General features: G+C 59.6%; 19 protein-coding genes and 1 tRNA gene. 10 read left to right on the plus strand and 10 right to left on the minus strand.

Features of this window, described 5'->3' with window-relative positions; all coding sequences use genetic code 11:
* The first annotated feature begins 104 nt into the window (after window positions 1–104).
* From metX to metW, 3 genes are read left to right on the plus strand one after another with little or no spacing between them, the layout of a single operon-like run.
* Complete coding sequence (gene metX / locus ACN0WX_RS03345; RefSeq protein ID WP_417620855.1) at window positions 105–1,229, plus strand: homoserine O-acetyltransferase MetX; 1,125 nt, start codon at window positions 105–107, stop codon at window positions 1,227–1,229.
* On the plus strand, window positions 1,226–1,357 hold the full coding sequence (locus tag ACN0WX_RS03350) for a hypothetical protein (protein WP_417620856.1): 132 nt from the start codon (window positions 1,226–1,228) through the stop codon (window positions 1,355–1,357). The genes metX and ACN0WX_RS03350 overlap by 4 nt, the downstream gene beginning before the upstream one ends.
* Complete coding sequence (gene metW, locus ACN0WX_RS03355) at window positions 1,354–1,944, plus strand: methionine biosynthesis protein MetW (RefSeq protein WP_417620857.1); 591 nt, start codon at window positions 1,354–1,356, stop codon at window positions 1,942–1,944. The genes ACN0WX_RS03350 and metW overlap by 4 nt, the downstream gene beginning before the upstream one ends.
* 6 nt (window positions 1,945–1,950) lie before the next feature.
* Here metW and ACN0WX_RS03360 read toward each other — a convergent pair whose 3' ends face one another.
* The 9 genes from ACN0WX_RS03360 to ACN0WX_RS03400 all read right to left on the minus strand — a co-directional run bounded on the left by ACN0WX_RS03360 (window position 1,951) and on the right by ACN0WX_RS03400 (window position 11,527).
* Window positions 1,951–3,288, minus strand: a complete 1,338-nt coding sequence (locus ACN0WX_RS03360) for an MFS transporter (RefSeq protein ID WP_417620858.1) — start codon at window positions 3,286–3,288, stop codon at window positions 1,951–1,953.
* Between the two features lie 17 nt (window positions 3,289–3,305).
* Complete coding sequence (locus ACN0WX_RS03365; RefSeq protein ID WP_417620859.1) at window positions 3,306–4,868, minus strand: peptide chain release factor 3; 1,563 nt, start codon at window positions 4,866–4,868, stop codon at window positions 3,306–3,308.
* Between the two features lie 98 nt (window positions 4,869–4,966).
* On the minus strand, window positions 4,967–7,417 hold the full coding sequence (gene pheT, locus ACN0WX_RS03370) for a phenylalanine--tRNA ligase subunit beta (RefSeq protein ID WP_417620860.1): 2,451 nt from the start codon (window positions 7,415–7,417) through the stop codon (window positions 4,967–4,969).
* A complete protein-coding gene (gene pheS, locus ACN0WX_RS03375; RefSeq protein WP_417620861.1) occupies window positions 7,414–8,529 on the minus strand; it encodes a phenylalanine--tRNA ligase subunit alpha in 1,116 nt (371 codons plus the stop codon). The genes pheT and pheS overlap by 4 nt, the downstream gene beginning before the upstream one ends.
* A gap of 109 nt (window positions 8,530–8,638) precedes the next feature.
* Window positions 8,639–9,001 carry a 50S ribosomal protein L20 gene (rplT, locus tag ACN0WX_RS03380; protein WP_417620862.1) on the minus strand — a complete coding sequence of 121 codons (363 nt, stop codon included), beginning with the start codon at window positions 8,999–9,001 and terminating at the stop codon, window positions 8,639–8,641.
* 41 nt (window positions 9,002–9,042) lie between these two features.
* On the minus strand, window positions 9,043–9,246 hold the full coding sequence (gene rpmI / locus ACN0WX_RS03385; protein WP_417620863.1) for a 50S ribosomal protein L35: 204 nt from the start codon (window positions 9,244–9,246) through the stop codon (window positions 9,043–9,045).
* A 129-nt stretch (window positions 9,247–9,375) separates the two neighbouring features.
* Window positions 9,376–10,155, minus strand: coding sequence for a histidinol-phosphatase (hisN, locus tag ACN0WX_RS03390; protein WP_417620864.1), 780 nt, complete (start codon window positions 10,153–10,155; stop codon window positions 9,376–9,378).
* Complete coding sequence (locus tag ACN0WX_RS03395; RefSeq protein WP_417620865.1) at window positions 10,152–10,559, minus strand: hypothetical protein; 408 nt, start codon at window positions 10,557–10,559, stop codon at window positions 10,152–10,154. Before ACN0WX_RS03395 ends, hisN begins: the two co-directional genes overlap by 4 nt.
* Before the next feature lie 32 nt (window positions 10,560–10,591).
* Window positions 10,592–11,527 (minus strand): ribose-phosphate pyrophosphokinase, encoded by a 936-nt coding sequence (locus tag ACN0WX_RS03400; RefSeq protein ID WP_417620866.1) that lies wholly within the window; start codon window positions 11,525–11,527, stop codon window positions 10,592–10,594.
* A gap of 153 nt (window positions 11,528–11,680) precedes the next feature.
* On the opposite strand from ACN0WX_RS03400, the gene ACN0WX_RS03405 reads away from it, so the two are divergent.
* The 6 genes from ACN0WX_RS03405 (at window position 11,681) to ACN0WX_RS03430 (ending at window position 17,602) form a co-directional block, all read left to right on the plus strand.
* The gene (locus ACN0WX_RS03405) at window positions 11,681–13,336 is read left to right on the plus strand and encodes an NAD+ synthase (protein ID WP_417620867.1); all 1,656 of its coding nucleotides are present in this window, start codon (window positions 11,681–11,683) and stop codon (window positions 13,334–13,336) included.
* The gene (gene gltX / locus ACN0WX_RS03410) at window positions 13,333–14,670 is read left to right on the plus strand and encodes a glutamate--tRNA ligase (protein ID WP_417620868.1); all 1,338 of its coding nucleotides are present in this window, start codon (window positions 13,333–13,335) and stop codon (window positions 14,668–14,670) included. The genes ACN0WX_RS03405 and gltX overlap by 4 nt, the downstream gene beginning before the upstream one ends.
* Window positions 14,671–14,822: 152 nt before the next feature.
* The gene (locus ACN0WX_RS03415) at window positions 14,823–15,482 is read left to right on the plus strand and encodes a TonB family protein (RefSeq protein WP_417620869.1); all 660 of its coding nucleotides are present in this window, start codon (window positions 14,823–14,825) and stop codon (window positions 15,480–15,482) included.
* Window positions 15,483–15,578: 96 nt separating this feature from the next.
* Complete coding sequence (locus tag ACN0WX_RS03420; RefSeq protein ID WP_417620870.1) at window positions 15,579–15,986, plus strand: hypothetical protein; 408 nt, start codon at window positions 15,579–15,581, stop codon at window positions 15,984–15,986.
* Window positions 15,980–16,960, plus strand: coding sequence for a bifunctional diaminohydroxyphosphoribosylaminopyrimidine deaminase/5-amino-6-(5-phosphoribosylamino)uracil reductase RibD (gene ribD, locus ACN0WX_RS03425; protein ID WP_417620871.1), 981 nt, complete (start codon window positions 15,980–15,982; stop codon window positions 16,958–16,960). Before ACN0WX_RS03420 ends, ribD begins: the two co-directional genes overlap by 7 nt.
* Window positions 16,961–16,993: 33 nt before the next feature.
* The gene (locus ACN0WX_RS03430; protein ID WP_417620872.1) at window positions 16,994–17,602 is read left to right on the plus strand and encodes a riboflavin synthase; all 609 of its coding nucleotides are present in this window, start codon (window positions 16,994–16,996) and stop codon (window positions 17,600–17,602) included.
* A 38-nt stretch (window positions 17,603–17,640) separates the two neighbouring features.
* Here ACN0WX_RS03430 and ACN0WX_RS03435 read toward each other — a convergent pair whose 3' ends face one another.
* Window positions 17,641–18,420, minus strand: coding sequence for a DUF1134 domain-containing protein (locus ACN0WX_RS03435; protein ID WP_417620873.1), 780 nt, complete (start codon window positions 18,418–18,420; stop codon window positions 17,641–17,643).
* Window positions 18,421–18,640: 220 nt separating this feature from the next.
* On the opposite strand from ACN0WX_RS03435, the gene ACN0WX_RS03440 reads away from it, so the two are divergent.
* Window positions 18,641–18,732 (plus strand) — tRNA-Ser (locus tag ACN0WX_RS03440).
* Window positions 18,733–18,962: the final 230 nt, after the last annotated feature.

The raw sequence follows: 18,962 nt of genomic DNA on the forward strand, positions 1-18,962 counted from the left end.
CTTGTGAGGAGTGTATCTGTGTCGCCGGACTAGCCCTTGCGGCCTGTCAGTCAACAGCATTATCATTTGACGGTCGGGATTTCGCCGCTTAGCTCCCTTTCATCATGAATGAAGATACGCGATTTGGATTGGACAGGAGTGTTCGCCTGCTCGGACCGCTGCCGCTGGACAGCGGGGCAGAGCTTGCCCCTGTCGATCTCGCCTATGAAACTTACGGAACGCTCAACGCCGACGCGTCCAATGCGATCCTGATCTGCCATGCGCTGACCGGCGACCAATATGTCGCCTCGCAACATCCGATCACCGGCAAACCGGGCTGGTGGGTACGGATGGTCGGTCCGGGCAAGCCGGTCGACACGGACCGCCATTTTGTCATCTGCGCCAATGTCATCGGCAGCTGTCTCGGCAGTTCGGGTCCAGCGACGATCAACCCCGCCACAGAACAGCCCTGGGGCATGGATTTCCCGGTGCTGACCATCGCCGATATGGTCCGGGCACAGGCAATGTTGCTCGACCATCTCGGGATCGAACGGCTTCATGCCGTCGTCGGCGGTTCGATGGGCGGAATGCAGGCGGTCAGCTGGGCCGCGCTTTATCCGAAACGCGTCGGCTCGGCGGTCATCATCGCTTCGGCGGCCCGGCACAGCGCCCAGAATATCGCCTTTCATGAAGTCGGGCGGCAGGCGATCATGGCCGACCCGCGCTGGCGCGGCGGGGCCTATTATGCCGATGACGATCCGCCGAGCAGCGGCCTCGCCGTCGCCCGCATGGCGGCGCATATCACCTATCTCTCGGAAGCCGGCCTGACCGAGAAATTCGGCCGCCGGCTGCAGGATCGTGACGCCAAGACCTTCGGATTCGACGCGGATTTCCAGGTCGAATCCTATCTTCGCCACCAGGGGATCAGCTTTGTCGACCGCTTCGACGCCAACAGCTATCTCTACATTACCCGCGCAATGGACTATTTTGATCTCGCCGAATCCCATGGCGGCTCGCTGGCCAGCGCGTTCAAGGGGTCAAAAACCCGTTTCTGCCTGATCAGCTTCGACAGTGACTGGCTCTACCCGACGAGCGAATCGCGCGCGATTGTCCACGCGCTTAACGCAGCGGGTGCCGCGGTCAGCTTCATGGAATTGTCGAGCCCGTTCGGTCATGACAGTTTCCTGCTCGAAAACCCGGAAATGAACCGGATTGTCGACGGCTTTCTGAAGGCGGGAGAGGGGCGATGAGCAAGACCTCAGTCCTCGTCATGCTGAACTTGTTTCAGCATCCATTCCTCCGCTCGCACCGACAGTCAATTGACGCACCATGGACCCTGAAACGAGTTCAGGGTGACGAAGTGGGAGTGGCAGCATGACCAAACTCCGCCCCGACCTGCAGATCATCGCCGACAATATCGCCCCCGGCAGCCGGGTGCTTGATATCGGTTGCGGCGACGGCGCGCTGATGGCAGCGCTGCGCGATGAAAAGCGCTGCGACGCGCGCGGGCTGGAGATCAACCCGGTCAATGTTTCCAAGGCGGTCGCCAGAGGCCTGTCGGTGGTGCAGGGCGATGCCGACACCGACCTCAGCACCTATCCCGACAGCAGCTTCGATTATGCGGTGCTCAGCCAGACTCTGCAGACCACCCACCGCCCCGACATCATGCTCGACCAGCTGCTGCGCATCGGCAAACAGGCCTTTGTCAGCTTCCCCAATTTCGCCCACTGGCGTGTGCGCATGGCGCTGTTCTTTGGCGGGCAGATGCCGGTCACCCGGTTGCTCCCGCAACGCTGGTACGACACGCCCAATATCCACCATGTCACGATCGACGATTTCCGGGCGCTGGTGCAGGATGGTCGCTATACGCAGGAAGGCCAGTGGTTCCTGAGCGGAGACAAGCAGACCGGGCGCGGCATGGCGAACCTGCTGGCGGAACATGCGGTGTTCTTGCTCAAGAGGTGAGTCGCTTCACTCTTGGGTCCGCTGGACCTCTGCCAGGCCCCAAGCCGCCGATATCGCCAGCCCGCTCATCCCGGCCATGATCGCCAGCACCATTTCCCCGCCAAACCAGTTCGCCACCAGACTGAAAAGCCCGCCGGCGAGCAACAGCAGGCCGATAATCGTATTCGACAGCGCAGTATAGGCCGCACGCGTATCCTTGTCGGCCATATCGACGAGATGCGTCGACCGGCCGAGGCGCACGCCCTGATAGGCGATCATCAGCCCGAACAGCAGCACCGGCAAAATATAGCCGCCGCCCAATGTTCCGGCGAAGGCGAGCCAGCTGGTCGCCGCCAATATGATCGCCGCGACCGTCGCCGCAAATATCAGCACCTTGCGGCTGGACCGGTCGGACAGCCGCCCCCAGACAAAGCTGCTCAGCAGGCTGGCGAGGGCCGAGGCAAGCACCAGAAAGCCGAGCCTGCCATAGCCTTCCCCGGCCTGGCTCCCGACCGCGATCATGAAGGGCGGGGCCAGCGCGGTGGCGGTCAATAGTCCGCGGGTCAGGATGAAGCGGCGCAGCTGGTGATCGTCCCGGAGATAGGAAAAATTCTTCCACGCTTCCCGCAGCGCCGACTTGCCGCCCTCGGTGGCGCCGGCCTGTTCCTGCAAGGTTGCGAACAGCAGGGCACTGGCGATCCACGCCGCGCCGGCCAGAAACAGGCCGCCGGTCACCAATGTCATGCGGTCGAACAAGCTGGCGGACAGGGCGAGCGCGTAGATGATCACCGTCACCGAGGCGATCGATCCGGCCAGACCGGTGGCGGTGCCGCGGCGCGACTTGTCGATCGTCTTGCCGAGTACATCCTTGTAGCAAACCGAACAAATGCTGCGCGCCAGTGCCAATATCGCCAGCGCAATCACAATGGCCCAGCCCGCCGCGGCACCGGTCATGGTGATTGCGACAAGCCCGATGGTGGCAGCCGCCAGGCCTTGAACAAGGGAGCCGACCGCCCAGGCCCATTTGCGCCGCTGTAGCCGCCGTAGAAATCCGGCGGTCAGAAGCTGCGGCAGCAAAGCGCCTGCTTCCCTGACCGGGACCAGCAACCCGATCAGCGCCACCGGCGCGCCCAGCGATGTCATCAGCCAGCTGAGCACCAGCTTCGGATCAATCAGCCCGTCGGCGCTTTTGGTCAGCGCCAGCGCACCGACATGTTTGAAGAAATTACCTGGTTCCTGTTTGCACGCACTCTCGGGAATATCGGCGCAGGCGCGGCCTTCGTCGTCGATGATGATCGACTGGAAGGCTTTCTCGGTGGTGGATCGGGTGGTGGTGGATTGGGCGGTGTTGGATTTGCTGGCCATGACCCGATGCTAACCGATCACCGCTCCCGTGTCGCGCTGAACTTAAGGTCAGGATTGCGCTCTTCCTGATAGCCGACATCCCAGGCTGATTTGGCCATGAACACCAGATTGCCGTCGCGATCTTTTGCCAGCGAACTCTGGTTGATATTGGCAAAGGCGTTGAGCGTCGCGTCGTCGCCGCTGATCCAGCGGGCGGTTTCAAACGGTGCGGCCTCGAGATAGGCGTCGACCTTATATTCCGCTTCCAGTCGCGACACCAGCACCTCCAGCTGCAGCTGGCCGACGACGCCGATGATCCAGTTGGCGCCCAGTTCGGGATAGAAGACCTGTACGACGCCTTCCTCGCTGAGATCATCCAGCGCCTTGCGCAATTGCTTGGTCTTGGTCGGGTCGCGCAGGATCACTCGGCGCAGGATTTCCGGGGCGAAATTGGGCAGGCCGGTGATCCGTACCTGGTTTTTTTCCGACAAGGTGTCGCCGACCCTGAGCGTCCCGTGATTGGGGATGCCGATGATATCACCCGGCTCGGCGGTGTCGGCAATTTCGCGGTCCTGCGCGAAAAACAGGATTGGCGAGTGGATTGCAATCGGTTTGCCGAGCCCCGAAGGGATCAGCTTCATGCCGCGTTTGAACTCGCCCGAGCAGAGCCGCATGAAGGCGATCCGGTCGCGGTGCTGCGGGTCCATATTGGCTTGGATCTTGAAAATGAAACCGGTGACATCGTCGCTTTCGGGGTCGATCGGAGCCGGCTCGGCCGGTTGCGGGCGCGGCGGCGGTGCATAGTCCGCGATCGCCTCGATCAGCTCCTCGACACCAAATTGCTTGAGCGCCGAACCGAAATAGACCGGTGTCAGGTCCCCGCCCCGATAGGCCTCGAGATCAAACTGGCTATAGCCGCCCTGCGCTAGCTCGCCTTCGCTGGTTAGCCGCTCGAGCGCGCCTTCGCTGAGCACATCGGCCAGTTTCGGATCGTCGAGCCCGGTAAATTGCCGGACGACGCCATCATAGTTCTTGCTGTCGCCGGTTGGCTGGTGCAGCTGGTTCTTGACCAGATCATAGACGCCTTCAAACTGCCCGCCCATGCCGGTCGGCCAGCTCATCGGACAGACGTCCAGCGCCAGCTTGTCGGCCACCTCGTCGAGCAGTTCGAAGGGATCGCGGCCTTCGCGGTCGACCTTGTTGATGAAGGTGATGATCGGCACGCTGCGCATCCGGCAGACTTCGAACAGCTTCAGCGTCTGCGCCTCGATCCCGCTCGCCGCATCGATCACCATGATCGCGCTGTCGACCGCGGTCAGCGTGCGATAGGTATCTTCGGAAAAATCCTCATGGCCCGGTGTGTCGAGCAGATTGAAGACAATGCCGTTGCGTTCGAAGGTCATGACGCTGGAGGTCACCGAAATCCCGCGCTGCTGCTCGATCTTCATCCAGTCGGATCGCGCGCGTCTATTGTCGCCCCGGGCCTTGACCTCGCCCGCGAGGTGGATAGCGCCGCCTTTCAAAAGCAGCTTCTCGGTCAGCGTCGTCTTACCCGCATCGGGGTGGGAGATAATCGCGAATGTCCGGCGTGCTTTGGTCATATTAATATCTAACTCTCGTCATGCTGAACTTGTTTCAGCATCTCCATGTACTCGCTTGTCTCGAAAGATCCTGAAACGAGTTCAGGATGACGAATATTCTATCCTCTCAATTCAGCGCCCAATTTTGCCGCGTTTGTCACAACCTTGTCGGAGAGTGCTTTGAGGTCCTCTTCGGTCAACGTCGCTTCTTGCGGTTGCAACGTTATCTCTATCGCCAGCGACTTCTTGCCTTCGCCCACGCTCGGTCCCTCGAACAGATCGAAAATCCGCGCGTCGGTGATCAGCTTCTTGTCCGCACCCTTGACCGCGCGCACCAGATCGCCCGCTGGCAAATCTGCATCGACGATGAAGGCGAAATCGCGAGTCACCGCCTGTAGCGCAGGCGGGGCAAAGGCTTCGCGCATATGGCCCGACTTCTTCTTCAGCGGAATCGCATCGAGGAATATCTCGGCGGCAACGGCCGAGCCTTTGAAACCCATCGCCTTGATCGTTGAGGGGTGGAGCACACCATAAGCCGCCAATATTTTCTTTGGCCCGAGGCGCAACGTGCCCGACTGGCCGGGGTGATAATGATCGCCCGCCTCGCCAAAATCCATCAGCTTGTCGGTCGGAGCGCCGGCGGCCGCCAGGATCGCAAGCACTTCCGCCTTGGCGTCATAGGCATCGAACCGGGTCGCCCCGCCGCTCTGCCAGCTGCGCGCGCGATTTTCGCCCGCCAGCACCAGGCCGATGGTCGGATGCTCGCTGCTTTCCAGATAGCGGCGGCCGACTTCGAACAGGCGGATAGACGAAGCGCCGCGCGCGGCGTTGCGCTGGGCCGCGGCGATCAGACCGGGCAGCAGCGAGGGCCGCATCACCTTGAGGTCTTCGCTGATCGGGTTGGCGAGGCTCCATGAACCACCGCCGAAAGGCGCGGCTTCCTTGTCGGAAATGAAGCTCCAGTTGACGACTTCGTTGAGGCCGCGTGCCGCCGCTGCCCGCCGCGCCTTGCGCTCGGACATCTGTTCCGGCGAGGCCGTCGGTTTGGCCACGTCCGGTGCGCGCGGAAGCGGTGTCGACAAGACCTTGTCCAGCCCCTCGATGCGGACGACTTCCTCGACCAGATCCTGCCAGCCGGCGATGTCACGCCGCCATGTCGGCACGGTGACGGTCCATGTTCCCCGGCGAAGGCCGGGGTCCATCTCCCGCTCGTTATTCTTGGCGCCATCAGGAGATGGATCCCCGCCTTCGCGGGGACACAAGATCTCGAAACCGAGCGATTCGAGAATGGACTTCTGCCGATCCGCAGCAACATCTAGCCCACCGAGAGAGGCGCATTGGTTGGGATCATAGCTGATCACGCGCTGGTCCGTCGGCGCTTCGCCGGCGCGGGTGATTTCACTCGCCCTGCCGCCGCAGAGTTCCTGCACCAGCGCCGTGGCAATCGCGATTCCCTCTTCGAGGAACGCGGGATCGACGCCGCGCTCGAACCTTTGCCGGGCGTCGCTGGTCAGCATCAGCTTCTGCCCCGTACGCGCGATATGGGCGGGATCGAAATAGGCGCATTCGATCAGCACGTCCTGGGTGTTTGCGTCGGTGCCGTTGGTCGCGCCGCCCATGATGCCGCCAATCCCATGCGCGCCCGCCTGATCGGCGATCACGGTCATGGTTGCGTCGAGTATATATTCCTTGTCATTCAGCGCCATCAGCTTCTCGCCGGCCCGCGCCTTGCGCGCGACCAGACCGCCCTGCAACTTGGCCACGTCATAGACGTGCAGCGGGCGGCCGTGATCGAGCGTGACATAGTTGGTGATGTCGACCAGCGCCGAGATCGGTTTCTGTCCGGCCGACTTCAGCCGGGCCTGCATCCAGGCAGGGGACGCGCCATTGGTGACACCGCTGACGGTACAGCCATAGAAGGCGGGGCAACCTTCTGCATCCTCTATGGCAACTTCCGGACCACTTCCGCTGCGCTGCGCTGTCGGAATTTCGAGCGGCCGGAGCGTGCCCAGCCCGCTGGCGGCGAGATCGCGCGCAATGCCGCGGACACCCATGCAATCCTGACGATTGGGGGTGATCGCAACGTCGATCACCGGATCGTCGAGCCGGGCATAGTCGGCGTAGCTTTGTCCAACAGAATCCGCGGCGCTTTCCGGCAGCTCGATAATACCGTCATGGTCCTCGCCCAGTTCCAGCTCGCGCGCGCTGCACATCATGCCGAAACTCTCAACGTCCCGGATTTTCGCGGGTTTCAGCGTGAAATCGCTGCCCGGAATATAGGTGCCCGGAGGGCCGAAAACGCCGATCATCCCTGCCTTGGCATTGGGTGCGCCACAAACCACCTGCCAACGCTCGTCGCTGCCGTCGTCAACCTTTAGCAATTGCAGCTTGTCGGCATTGGGATGCGGTTCGGCTTCGATGACCTTGGCGACGCGAAATGGGCGCAGGGCATCGGCGGGGTTTTCCACCCCTTCCAGCTCCAGGCCGATAGCCGTCAGCTTGTCGGTGATTTCGGTCAGGCTTGCGTTGGTATCGAGATGGGCCTTGAGCCAGCTTAGGGAAAATTTCATGCGCCGACTCCTCCGCTCAATGTGGGGACGTCGAGCGCATTAAAGCCATAATGGTCGGCCCATCGCAAATCGCCGTCGAAAAAGGCGCGCAGGTCGTCCATGCCATATTTCAGCATCGCCAGCCGGTCGATGCCGCAGCCAAAGGCAAAGCCCTGCCAGACGTCGGGATCCAGCCCGCAATTGCGGATGACATTGGGGTGAACCATGCCGGAACCGAGTATCTCCATCCAGCCGCCCTCATTGCTGCGGGAATCGCCGCCGATAATCCGGCGGCCCTTTTCGACCGAGAAGCCGACATCGACTTCGGCGCTGGGTTCGGTGAACGGGAAATAGCTCGGGCGCAGGCGCAGTTCGATATCGTCGCGTTCGAAAAAGGCGCGGACAAACGTCTCCAGCGTCCATTTGAGATGCCCCATATGAATGCCCTTGTCGATCACCAGGCCTTCGACCTGATGAAACATCGGCGTATGGGTGGCGTCGCTGTCGCTGCGATAGGTGCGGCCCGGTGCGATCAGGTAAATCGGTTCGCCCGTTCCGCTGGTCCGCTTCGCAACATCCATCATCGTCCGAATCTGCACTGGCGACGTATGGGTGCGCAGCAATTTCGGCATGCCGTTTTCATCGGTCTGCGGGAAATAGAAAGTGTCGTGCATCGCCCGCGCCGGATGGGTGTCGGGGATGTTGAGCGCGGTGAAATTATGCCAGTCGTCCTCGATCTCGGGGCCGGTAGCGACCGAAAATCCGAGGTCGGCAAATATCTCGGCCAATTCGTCCATCACTTGTGAAACCGGATGGATGCTGCCTTTTGGTGCGGCAGGCGGCGGCAAGGTCAGGTCCAGCTTCTCAGTGGCGAGCTTGGCGTCGAGCGCGGCGGCTTCCATCGCCTCCTTGCGCGCGGCCAGCGCGTCGGCGACGGCCTGCCGCGCGCCGTTGATCATCGGTCCCTGTTCCTGTCGCTCTTCCGGCGTCATCTTGCCAAGGGTTTTCAGCAGCAGCGAAATCTCGCCCTTTTTGCCGAGCGCCGCGACACGGATCGCTTCCAGTGCATCGCCATCGGCAGCAGCGCCAATCTGCTCCAGATATTTGTCCCTGATCGCTTCGATGTTGCTCATCGCTCTATCCTGTTTTCCTGTGCCGCCCGTCTAGCAAGCCTTGCAAAAAACCCAATAAAAAAGCGCCGAGAGATTGCTCTCCGGCGCTTCTTTGAAAATCTGTAAACGCTTAGGCCTTGGCCAGTGCGTCCTGCGCCTGTTTGATGACGCCTTTAAACACGTCCGGCTCGTTCATTGCCAGATCAGCCATGACTTTGCGGTCGAGTTCGATGCCCGCCAGCTTGGTGCCGTGAATGAATGTGCCATAGGTCAGGCCTTCGGCGCGAACCGCAGCGTTGATCCGCTGGATCCAGAGGGCGCGGAACGCCCGTTTCTTAACCTTGCGGTCGCGATAGGCATATTGGCCAGCTTTCTCGACAGCCTGCCGCGCGATGCGGATGGTGTTTTTGCGGCGACCGTAATAGCCTTTTGCCTGCACCAGTAATCTTTTATGTTTCGTACGAGTGGTCGTACCCCGTTTTACACGTGCCATATTCTATATATCCTGTAAGTTTGAATGTCGCTGCGGCGGGATTAACCCAGGCCGTATGGCGCCCATTTCTTGACTGTCCGCGCATCCGCATCACACAATTTCTTGGTGCCGCGCTGCTGACGGATATATTTGCTGTTATGGCTCATCAAACGGTGGCGCTTGCCGGCTACGCCGTGCTTCACCTTGCCGGTTGCGGTGATCTTGAAGCGTTTCTTCACACCACTTTTGGTCTTCAACTTGGGCATTTTGGTCTCCTCTAGATGGTACCGTTACGGACACATGTGGCAGCCCAACACTGGCCAGTGCGTCACTTCGGAAGGGCGGCTTTAGCTAGATTCGCCCGAAATGCAAGCGTTATCGCGACAGAAAAGCCATCAATGATGGCAGGCAATAGCCTCCAGCACGTCGTCCACCCGTGCATGATCACCGATCGCCAGCACATGGCCGTCTGATTCCGCGTGGAGCGGTTCGCCGTTCCAGTCGCACATCATGCCGCCGGCACCGTCGACAATCGGGGCAAGGGCAGCGAAATCGTGGAGCATCAGGCCCGCTTCGCAAACCACATCGACATGGCCGCTGGCGACTAGGCCGTAATTGTAACAATCGCCGCCATAGATGATTTTGCGGGTTGCGACCTTGCCGGCCAGACCCATGAAATGGTCGGCGTCATGCTCGTCAAAAAGATGCGGCGACGTGGTGGCAAGGACGGCGTCGTTCAGATCGCGGCAGCGTGCCGCCTTGGCCGGTTCGCCGTTAAACAGGGTCTTGCGGCCGACAACCCCGACCCAGCGTTCGCGGGATATCGGCTGGTCGATAATCCCGATCAGGGGAAAGCCGTCCTGCATCAGCGCGATCAGGGTGCCGAAAATCGGTCGGCCGGCGATAAAGCTCGTCGTGCCGTCGATTGGATCGAGCACCCATTGCCGAGAAGCGCCTTCATTGCGGGGGCCATATTCCTCGCCGATAATCCCGTCATCAGGCCGCTCGGCTTCGATAATCGCCCGCATCGCCGCTTCTGCCGCCCGGTCCGCCTCGGTAACAAAGGTCGAATCGCTCTTTGCTTCCTGATCAAATTTGGCGCGAAAGAAAGGGCGGATGGCTTCGCCAGCAGCTTCTGCAAGCTTTTGCGCGAGATCGATATCTTTGGGTGTCATGCTTCTTCCGTCGACGGTTGGACAGGCCGCCAGGCCCATAGGTATAAAATCAGTCCGGTGATGATGAAAAGCGCGCAGCCGGACAGCACCCATGCGTTGGCATACCAATAGTCTCCCCAGGTAAATTCGCCGGCCATGATCTTTTTCCAGCCGTTGAAATGCTGCATCCCGGCGACGACCAGACCCAGCACCGCGAGGGTTGATGCTATCCAGCGGTTCAGCCAGTGCAGGGGGTTGGCGAGGAGCAGCAAGCCGAGGAGTCCGATGACGGTTCTTTGCGCGCGACAATAAGGGCAGACATACACCAACTCCGCCCATTCGGTGGCCCAGGCAAATAGCGAGATCAGAATCGCCAATATTGCGATATGGATACGATATTTCAGCAGAAGTTCGAAACCGGGCATTGACGTCTCCCCTGGGCGATGGCGACCGAATATCAGTCGAACAGGCTGCTGACCGAGCTTTCATCCGCGATCCGGCTGATCGCTTCGCCGAGCAATGGCGCAATGGGCAGGATACGGATTTTCGGCGAATCCAGTGCGGTTTGTGGAGCCCGAATGGTATCCGTAATGATCAGCTTGCGCAGCGAGGAATTGTTGACCCGCTCCACTGCCTTTCCGGAGAGTACCCCGTGGGTGATATAGGCCGCAACATCGGTCGCTCCTGCTGCAATCAGAGCGTCGGCAGCGTTGCACAAGGTGCCGGCGCTGTCGGCAATATCGTCGATCATGACACAGAAACGGCCTTCGACATCGCCGATGATATTCATGACTTCCGACACACCCGCCCGCTCGCGACGTTTGTCGACAATGGCTAGCGGGGCATTGTCCAGCCGCTTCGCTAGTGCGCGGGCGCGAACTACGCCTCCGACATCGGGGGAAACGACCATGATGTTCTTGTCCGCGTGGCGGGATTTGATATCTTCGCTAATCACCGGCGCGCCATAGAGATTATCGGTCGGAATATCGAAAAACCCCTGTATCTGTCCGGCGTGCAGATCGACCGTCAGCACCCGGTCCGCTCCCGCTTCGGTAATCAGATTGGCGACAAGCTTGGCCGAAATCGGTGTGCGTGGCCCTGGTTTCCGATCCTGCCGAGCATAGCCAAAGTACGGAATGACTGCCGTGATCCGTTTGGCCGAGGCGCGGCGCAGGGCGTCGATACTGATCAGCAATTCCATCAGATTGTCATTGGCAGGATGGCTGGTCGACTGGACGACAAACACATCCTCTCCGCGCACATTTTCATGGATTTCTATGAAAATCTCGTCATCGGCAAAACGCTTGACGCTCGCGTCGGTGAGCGGAATATCAAGATATTTGGCAATTTCTGCAGCAAGCGGCAGATTGCTGTTGCCCGACATGAGTTTCATTATTGCGTCCCCCGATCCAGTGGCCCGCTAGAATCGCCAGCGGCACCTCATGACAATTTCGTGACCCTGTTAGACAGATGGCGGTGGAATCAAAAGTCCGTATTTGCGTTAATTTCGATTGCTCCGCACAGTGGCCCTTTCTATCAGGGCGCGATGACGGAAAAGCTTACCATCACAATGGCGCAACTCACCCAGAGCGTGGGCGATCTGCGCGGCAATGCCGATGCAATGATTGCGGTGCACGGGACCAGGCCTGACAGCGACCTGATCGTATTCCCGGAGTTACAGCTGATCGGCTACCCACCGGAGGATCTGGTGCTGAAGCCGGCGGTCTGGGAGCGAGCCGAGGCGGAGCTCAACCGGCTGGCCGCTGCCACTGCGGGGCCGGGGCCGGCGATGCTCGTCGGGTCCGTCTTTCGCGAGGATGGCAAGCTCTTCAACGGAATCGCGCTACTTGCCGGCGGCCATATCCGGGAGATTCGTTACAAGGTCGAGCTGCCCAATTACGGGACGTTCGACGAAAAGCGGCTCTTTACCTCTGGTCCTTTGCCGGAACCGATTGAGTTCAAGGGCTGCAAAATCGGTTTGCCGATCTGCGAAGATGTCTGGTTCCCGACCGTGTGTGAACATCTGAAATCACGCGGCACGGAACTATTTATTTCGGTGCACGGCAGCCCTTATGAGATAGAGAAAGATGACGCGCGTTTGGGGCAGGTTGCCACCAGGCGGGTCAAGGAAACGGAAATACCGCTGTTGTTTCTGAACCGCGTGGGCGGGCAGGACGAGATTGTTTTCGATGGCGCCAGTTTCGTGCTCAATGGCGACGCCAGCGTGATGCACCAGCTGCCCGACTGGGACGAAACGATCGTCGATACTTATTGGTCACGAGAAGGCGGCAAATGGACTTGCGCACCTGGCGAAATCCATCAACTCGATGACCATCCAGCCGATATCTACAATGCCATGATTGTTGGCTTGCGCGACTATGTGAACCGCAACCGGTTTCCCGGGGTGTTGCTGGGTCTGTCCGGAGGTATCGACAGCGCCCTGTCAGCGGCCGTTGCAGTGGATGCGCTTGGCGCGGACCGGGTCTGGAATGTGATGATGCCGTCGCGTTTCACTTCGCAGGAAAGTCTCGACGATGCCGAGGGCTGTGCGCAAATGCTGGGCACAAGGCTGGACACGATCCCGATCAATCCGGCGGTCGAGGGCTTTGATGCGATGCTGGAAGACAGTTTTGCCGACAGCAATGTCGATATTACCGAGGAAAATATCCAGTCGCGGATTCGCGGAGTGACACTGATGGCGCTGTCCAACAAGTTCGGCCATATGCTGCTGACCACCGGCAACAAGAGCGAGATGAGCGTCGGCTATGCGACCATCTATGGCGATATGGCGGGTGGCTATTCGGTGTTGAAGGATGCCTATAAGCTGACCGTTTTCAAACTGTCCGCCTGGCGTAACCATAACAAGCCGAGCCTTGGTCTGGGCCCGGACGGTCCGGTCATGCCGGAGCGAGTGATTACCAAGCCACCCAGTGCGGAACTGCGAGAGGACCAGAAAGACAGCGACAGCCTGCCGGACTACGAGATTCTCGATCCCTTGCTGCACGGGCTGATCGAGGAAGAATTGTCGGTCAATGATATGGTCGCGCGCGGCTTTGACCGGGAAACCGTGGTGCGGATCGAACGGCTGCTCTATATCGCCGAGTATAAGCGTCGGCAGGCCCCGCCCGGCGTGAAGCTCGGCACAAGAAATTTCGGCCGTGACCGGCGCTATCCCATTACCAACGCATTCAGGACTGTATGACCATCAAAACCCGCTTTGCTCCGTCACCCACCGGCCATCTGCATGTCGGCAATATCCGGACTGCACTTCACAACTGGATGTTCGCCAGGAAATCCGGCGGTCGCTTCCTGCTGCGCTTCGATGATACTGATGCCGAGCGATCGAAAGACGAATATGTGGAGGCGATCCGGGCGGATCTGGCCTGGCTCGGACTGTCTGCCGATGAAGAGCAAAGACAGTCGACGCGCTTTGATCGCTACGAAGAGCAATTTGCCCGGCTGAAGGCAGAGAGCCGCGTATATCCCGCCTATGAGACCGCACAGGAACTGGACCTCAAACGAAAAATCCAGTTGGGCCGGGGCAAACCCCCAATCTATGATCGCGCGGCGCTGGAACTGACTCCGGAACAGATCGCTGCCTTTGAAGCGGAAGGCCGCAAACCGCATTGGCGCTTCAAGCTGGATCATGCCGCACCGATTACCTGGACCGACAAGATCCGGGGCGAGCAGCATTTTGATCCCGCATTGCTGTCGGATCCTGTCATCCGGCGCGAAGACGGCAGCTGGTTGTATATGCTCCCATCTGCCATCGATGATATTGATATGGGCATCACCCATGTGGTGCGCGGGGAAGATCATGTCGCCAATACGGCTGTGCAGATTCAGATGTTTCATGCTCTGGGCGCCGAACCGCCGGAATTTGCCCATGAAGCCTTGCTCGTCGGCACCGAAGGCAAGCTTTCCAAGCGGTTGGGGTCACTGGGCGTCAGCAGCTTTCGCGAGAAAAATATCGAACCGCAAGCCATTGTCGCCTTGCTGGCCCGGATCGGGACGAGCGACCCGGTGGAGCCAGTGGCTGATGTGCAGCCACTGATCGCTGGTTTCGACTTTGCCCGCTTCGGCCGTGCGCCGGCGCGGTTTGACGAGGAAGAGCTGGCCCAGCTCAACCAGAAGATCGTCCATTTGCTTGCCTATGCAGACGTGAAGGACCGTCTGCCGCAAGCCATGGATGCTGCGGCGTGGGAGGTTATTCGCCCGAACCTGCATGACATGGGTGATGTCGAACAATGGTGGCAAGTGGTGACGGGGCCAGTTTCGACACCCGAAATGTCTTTAGAAGATCAGGAGTTTCTATCCGTTGCTCATGGCAAATTGGAAGAATTGGAAACATCTTCCGAGCTCTGGAAAGAGTTGACCGGAGCGCTCAAGGAGGCGACGGGGCGCAAGGGCAAGCCGTTGTTCATGCCGCTGCGTCAGGCTCTGACCGGGCTTGACCATGGTCCGGACATGAACGCCTTGCTGCCCTTGATCGGGCGGGACGTCGCGCTGGCCAGACTGGCCAAAGCCGCCGCCTAACACCCGTTGGGCCGCCGACTTCTGGCCAGGGCACAGCCGCATTTGCAATGTTTAATGTTATAGTATAACATAACAAAGGACGGTGCGACCAGATAGTCAAACAGGCACGGGGCCGCTCCGCCATATCTGAGGATGGTTGAGAGGATAGGATCATGAGCTATGTTTCCGTTTACGAGAATAAGACACCGCGCTCAAAAGGTGTGATATTGGCCGGCGTCGTGCATGCGGCAATTGTCGCCGGGGTGATCGCGATGCCTGGGATCGAAATTCCGGATAAGTTTCCCGGTACCGTTATCGCCATTCCGATGCTGGCTCAGCAGCCCCCCGAACCGGTGATTGAAGAGACGCCGGAAATCAAAATTGCGGTGCAAACCCGTCAAAAGGTGCCGGATAAGCCGGTCATCGACCTGCCCCCGGCACCTCCGGTTCCGGTAGACAATTATTCCCACCTCAACCTCGGGGCGGGATCACTGGGCGAAGGGACCGCTATCCCGTTTGAAACCATTGAAGTTGGACCGGCTCCGGTGATTGTCGAGCCGCGCCTGAACCAGCGCTTCGCGCGCGACTTCCAGCCCGACTATCCCGCCGGACAATTGCGTCTCGAACAGGAAGCGGTGGTGAGCGTGCGCGTGCTGGTCGGCACGGATGGCCGGGTCAAGCGCATCACCCTGATCGATTCTCCGCACAGGGATTTCTGGGAAGCCACCCGCAAACAGGCGCTGAACAAGTGGCGTTTCATGCCCGGGAGCGAAGATGGCAAGCCGGTGGAAACCTGGATGACGCTGAAAGTCCGCTTTGAAATCAAGGGTTAATCAGCGCCTCGGATGATCTCCCCGGACCATGTTCATGCTATTTGACGGGAAGGGCTGGTCATCCGCCCGCGCGGAGACTATTTGGGCGCGATGGGAATGTTAAAAGATGTATCCGTGAGCGGCGGCTTTGGTGATCTGGTCGCCGTCTTTCGCCAGAGTGAACCGGGAGAGCGACTGCTTCCTGCGACACTGGCGATTGCCTGTACCGCATTCATTCTGCTCCTTTTCTATCTCGATCCCAAGGTTAACACGTACACTTATGTGCCGCAGGAGGTCATTTATGTCGAAAACTGGACAACTGACCGGACCGACGAGGAAATCCTCCAGGATCGCTGGCAGGTCCAGTGCCTCAAGGACAAGCTGGAAACGAAACGACGCGACGCGATGAAAGAATTGGGGCGGATGTCCGGCATGGATGTCGAGGAGATCGAACGCGAAGCCGAAGCGGACCGTCTGGCGCGCGGCATCGTCGAGGTCGAACGACCGGCTGGACTGCAATGTTAAATCCACACGGCGACGCGCAATTTATGGCTGCTGCTCTGGCGCTCTCGGAGCGCGGGCGCGGGCAGACGGGTGCCAATCCCAATGTCGGTTGCGTGATTGTGAAAAATGGCATGGTCATCGGCCGCGGCTGGACTCAGCCTGGCGGACGACCGCATGCCGAGGAAATGGCGCTCGCACAGGCCGGCCCATCGGCCAAGGGTGCGGACATATATGTGACCATGGAGCCCTGCGCCCATGAAAGTAGCCGGGGCCCGACCTGCAGCAACGCGATCATTGATGCAAAACCCAAGCGGGTGATCGTCGCCACGCTTGATGCCGATGAACGCACCCGGCGTCGCGGTATTGACCGGCTGGGTGATGCCGGAATTCCGGTTTCGGTTGGCATCCGCGAACCGGAAGCCCGCCGCGCAATGGCGGGCTTTTTGAGCCGTGTTGAAAAACAACGGCCCTTTGTCACCCTGAAACTGGCGATGTCGCTCGATGGTTGTATCGCTATGGCCGACGGCACGAGCCAGTGGATCACCGGCGAACGGGCGCGGGCGCACGCCCATCTCGAGCGCGCGCGCAGCGATGCGATATTGGTGGGAGCGGGAACGGCGAAGGCCGACCGGCCAGGGCTGGATGTCCGGCTTGACGGATTGACCGACCGTTCACCGCAGCCCGTATTGCTGGGCAATGATCCCGATATGCCCGCCCACTGGCTGCAGATTGCCGAGCCCGAAGCAATTGCCGGACTGGCCGATATCAACTGGCTGATGATTGAAGGGGGAGCACAAACCGCGGCGTCCTTTCTGCGGGCCGGTCTGGTAGACAGGCTTTTGCTCTATCGTGCGCCAATCATCATCGGTGGCGGAATGCCGGGCATTGCTGATATCGGACTGGAAAAGCTGGGCGATGCCCATGGCCATTGGCAGCGCATTGATCAGCGCGAATATGGGCAGGATATGCTTGAGATATACGAGCACGCCGCCTAGGTTCCGGTCATCGCACAATAAATAGGATCGCCCATGTTCACAGGCATTGTTTCAGATATCGGCACGATCGTCTCGCTCGATCAGCGGGGCGATCTGCGCGCGAAAATTTCCTGCAGCTATGCCATGGACCGTGTCGATATGGGGGCCTCGATTGCATGTGCAGGCATATGCCTGACGGTGGTTGACAAGGGGCCTGACTGGTTTGCGGTTGATGTGTCCGGTGAAACAATTGCATGCACTGCCCCCGGACAGTTTACCGAGGGGCGCCGAATCAATCTTGAGCGAGCCCTTAAAGTCGGTGACGAGCTTGGCGGCCATATCGTGACCGGCCATGTCGACGGTGTCGGCGAAGTGGTCTCGAGCCACGCGACTGGCGATTCCATGGAGGTAATCATTCGGGTTGGGAAAGACCTGGCGCCTTATATCGCGGCCAAGGGTTCGATCACCGTGGACGGTGTTTCACTTACCGTCAATGCGGTGTCGGATGGCGAAGCCGGGACTGACTTCACCCTCAACATCATTCCTCACACCGCCAAGGTGACCACTTTGGGCGAGCTGCAAGCGGGACGTCCGGTCAATTTGGAGATTGACGTTCTGGCGCGTTATCTGGCGCGCATGGAAAAGGTCCGTTCGGCGGCCTGAGCTGAAGGCGACCGACCGATAACCGGTCGGTCAGTTCGTCAGAATGGAAGCCACTTCTGCTTCTTGCTGAATTTCATATAACCGAGATTGGCGCCGAGCCGCAGGCCGGCACCCAGCCGCACAGGGATAAGCACCTTGTCGCCGCTGCGCAGATAGCTCACGTGGAAGCCGCCGATGAAATAGGCGGCAGCTTCGCCAGCGGGGAAACGCTGAAATAATTCCTCGGTATCATAGAGATTATAGACCAGTACGAAGGTGTTCGCCGCGTTGCCGCCAACATCAAACCCGATGGACGGCCCGGTCCAGTAGACCGGGCGTTCACCCTCTATCTTGTGGTAAAGCCTGCCCGAGCCATAGCGCAACCCGACAATAAACGCCCCACTGGCTTCGCGTCCGGCGATATAGGCGTTGGGCCGACCTTGCTTCTTCAATATATCCTCGATGACTTCGGCGAGGCCTTTTGCGCCCTTGCCGAAAACGCCTTCGGCCGCTCCAATCAGATCATCATCCTGATAGGTGGCGCTGTCATCGGCGGGATTGACCGCACCGGCAGTCTGGGCGGTGTCAGTGGTGGTTCCGTCGGGAGCCACAATATCCGCGTCAATATTACTGTCCATCGGCGCGTCCTCGACCATTGTCGGGCGCGCGCTGCTCGATTCAAAATTTCCGTCATAGTCGGGGGCCGCCAGATCCGCGTCGATCGCATCATTGGGATCGACGGTTTCAACCTGGGCAAATGCCGGCGACAGCGCTGGCGCAGTGGCAAGGGCCAAAACAGCAAAAAGGCCCAATGATTTTTTCATGCACAACCGTAACATGGGTAAGCTCCTTCCCGTTACCAGCCATTTGAGGCTCTCGGCCGACGGGCATGACCACGCAATGAACGGACGACGAAAGGAGTCGATTCTGCGGCAGTTCGAGTCCCCTCGCCGAAATTCGGCAATTTCCCGATTTGCTGGTGGCTTTTTAAGAGGTCCACTTTACCCGTTGCAGCAAGCGCTTTGCATGGTTATAGCGCCACCTCTGGCCAAGCTGCGTGGACACGTGGGTGAGCGGCTGAAACCACCTCCCTGCTAAGGAGGCAAGGGCCTCACGGTCCTTCGAGGGTTCGAATCCCTCCGTGTCCGCCATTTTTCTGCTATCCCGAAACGTCCCCCCTCATTCCGCATGGCGTGTCTTCATCGGCCAGGGGGGGAGTCATGCGATTTCTAGATATTCTTGATATGGACCTGTTCTCACGATCTGTATGGACTCTCTCGTGACAAATAGCGGGGACAAGCAATGCACAGAGAGACAGGATAAATTCGACAGCCGCGAAGATTCACTAATTAAAGGGGGCGCAATAAATTTTCGTGAGGAA

The sequence above is a fragment of the Parasphingorhabdus sp. genome (assembly GCF_048269915.1).
Classification (GTDB): domain Bacteria; phylum Pseudomonadota; class Alphaproteobacteria; order Sphingomonadales; family Sphingomonadaceae; genus Parasphingorhabdus.

What these genes read in the sequence shown, in the direction of transcription:
- ribD (WP_417620871.1), top strand. Translation starts at nt 15,980, where the DNA reads ATGTTAAATCCACACGGCGACGCGCAATTTATGGCTGCTGCTCTGGCG.
- ACN0WX_RS03415 (WP_417620869.1), top strand. Translation starts at nt 14,823, where the DNA reads ATGAGCTATGTTTCCGTTTACGAGAATAAGACACCGCGCTCAAAAGGT.
- ACN0WX_RS03350 (WP_417620856.1), top strand. Translation starts at nt 1,226, where the DNA reads ATGAGCAAGACCTCAGTCCTCGTCATGCTGAACTTGTTTCAGCATCCA.
- ACN0WX_RS03430 (WP_417620872.1), top strand. Translation starts at nt 16,994, where the DNA reads ATGTTCACAGGCATTGTTTCAGATATCGGCACGATCGTCTCGCTCGAT.
- rpmI (WP_417620863.1), bottom strand. Translation starts at nt 9,246, where the DNA reads ATGCCCAAGTTGAAGACCAAAAGTGGTGTGAAGAAACGCTTCAAGATC.
- metX (WP_417620855.1), top strand. Translation starts at nt 105, where the DNA reads ATGAATGAAGATACGCGATTTGGATTGGACAGGAGTGTTCGCCTGCTC.
- rplT (WP_417620862.1), bottom strand. Translation starts at nt 9,001, where the DNA reads ATGGCACGTGTAAAACGGGGTACGACCACTCGTACGAAACATAAAAGA.
- ACN0WX_RS03365 (WP_417620859.1), bottom strand. Translation starts at nt 4,868, where the DNA reads ATGACCAAAGCACGCCGGACATTCGCGATTATCTCCCACCCCGATGCG.
- ACN0WX_RS03405 (WP_417620867.1), top strand. Translation starts at nt 11,681, where the DNA reads ATGACGGAAAAGCTTACCATCACAATGGCGCAACTCACCCAGAGCGTG.
- ACN0WX_RS03395 (WP_417620865.1), bottom strand. Translation starts at nt 10,559, where the DNA reads ATGCCCGGTTTCGAACTTCTGCTGAAATATCGTATCCATATCGCAATA.
- gltX (WP_417620868.1), top strand. Translation starts at nt 13,333, where the DNA reads ATGACCATCAAAACCCGCTTTGCTCCGTCACCCACCGGCCATCTGCAT.
- ACN0WX_RS03420 (WP_417620870.1), top strand. Translation starts at nt 15,579, where the DNA reads ATGTTAAAAGATGTATCCGTGAGCGGCGGCTTTGGTGATCTGGTCGCC.
- ACN0WX_RS03400 (WP_417620866.1), bottom strand. Translation starts at nt 11,527, where the DNA reads ATGAAACTCATGTCGGGCAACAGCAATCTGCCGCTTGCTGCAGAAATT.
- ACN0WX_RS03360 (WP_417620858.1), bottom strand. Translation starts at nt 3,288, where the DNA reads ATGGCCAGCAAATCCAACACCGCCCAATCCACCACCACCCGATCCACC.
- pheT (WP_417620860.1), bottom strand. Translation starts at nt 7,417, where the DNA reads ATGAAATTTTCCCTAAGCTGGCTCAAGGCCCATCTCGATACCAACGCA.
- ACN0WX_RS03435 (WP_417620873.1), bottom strand. Translation starts at nt 18,420, where the DNA reads ATGTTACGGTTGTGCATGAAAAAATCATTGGGCCTTTTTGCTGTTTTG.
- metW (WP_417620857.1), top strand. Translation starts at nt 1,354, where the DNA reads ATGACCAAACTCCGCCCCGACCTGCAGATCATCGCCGACAATATCGCC.
- hisN (WP_417620864.1), bottom strand. Translation starts at nt 10,155, where the DNA reads ATGACACCCAAAGATATCGATCTCGCGCAAAAGCTTGCAGAAGCTGCT.
- pheS (WP_417620861.1), bottom strand. Translation starts at nt 8,529, where the DNA reads ATGAGCAACATCGAAGCGATCAGGGACAAATATCTGGAGCAGATTGGC.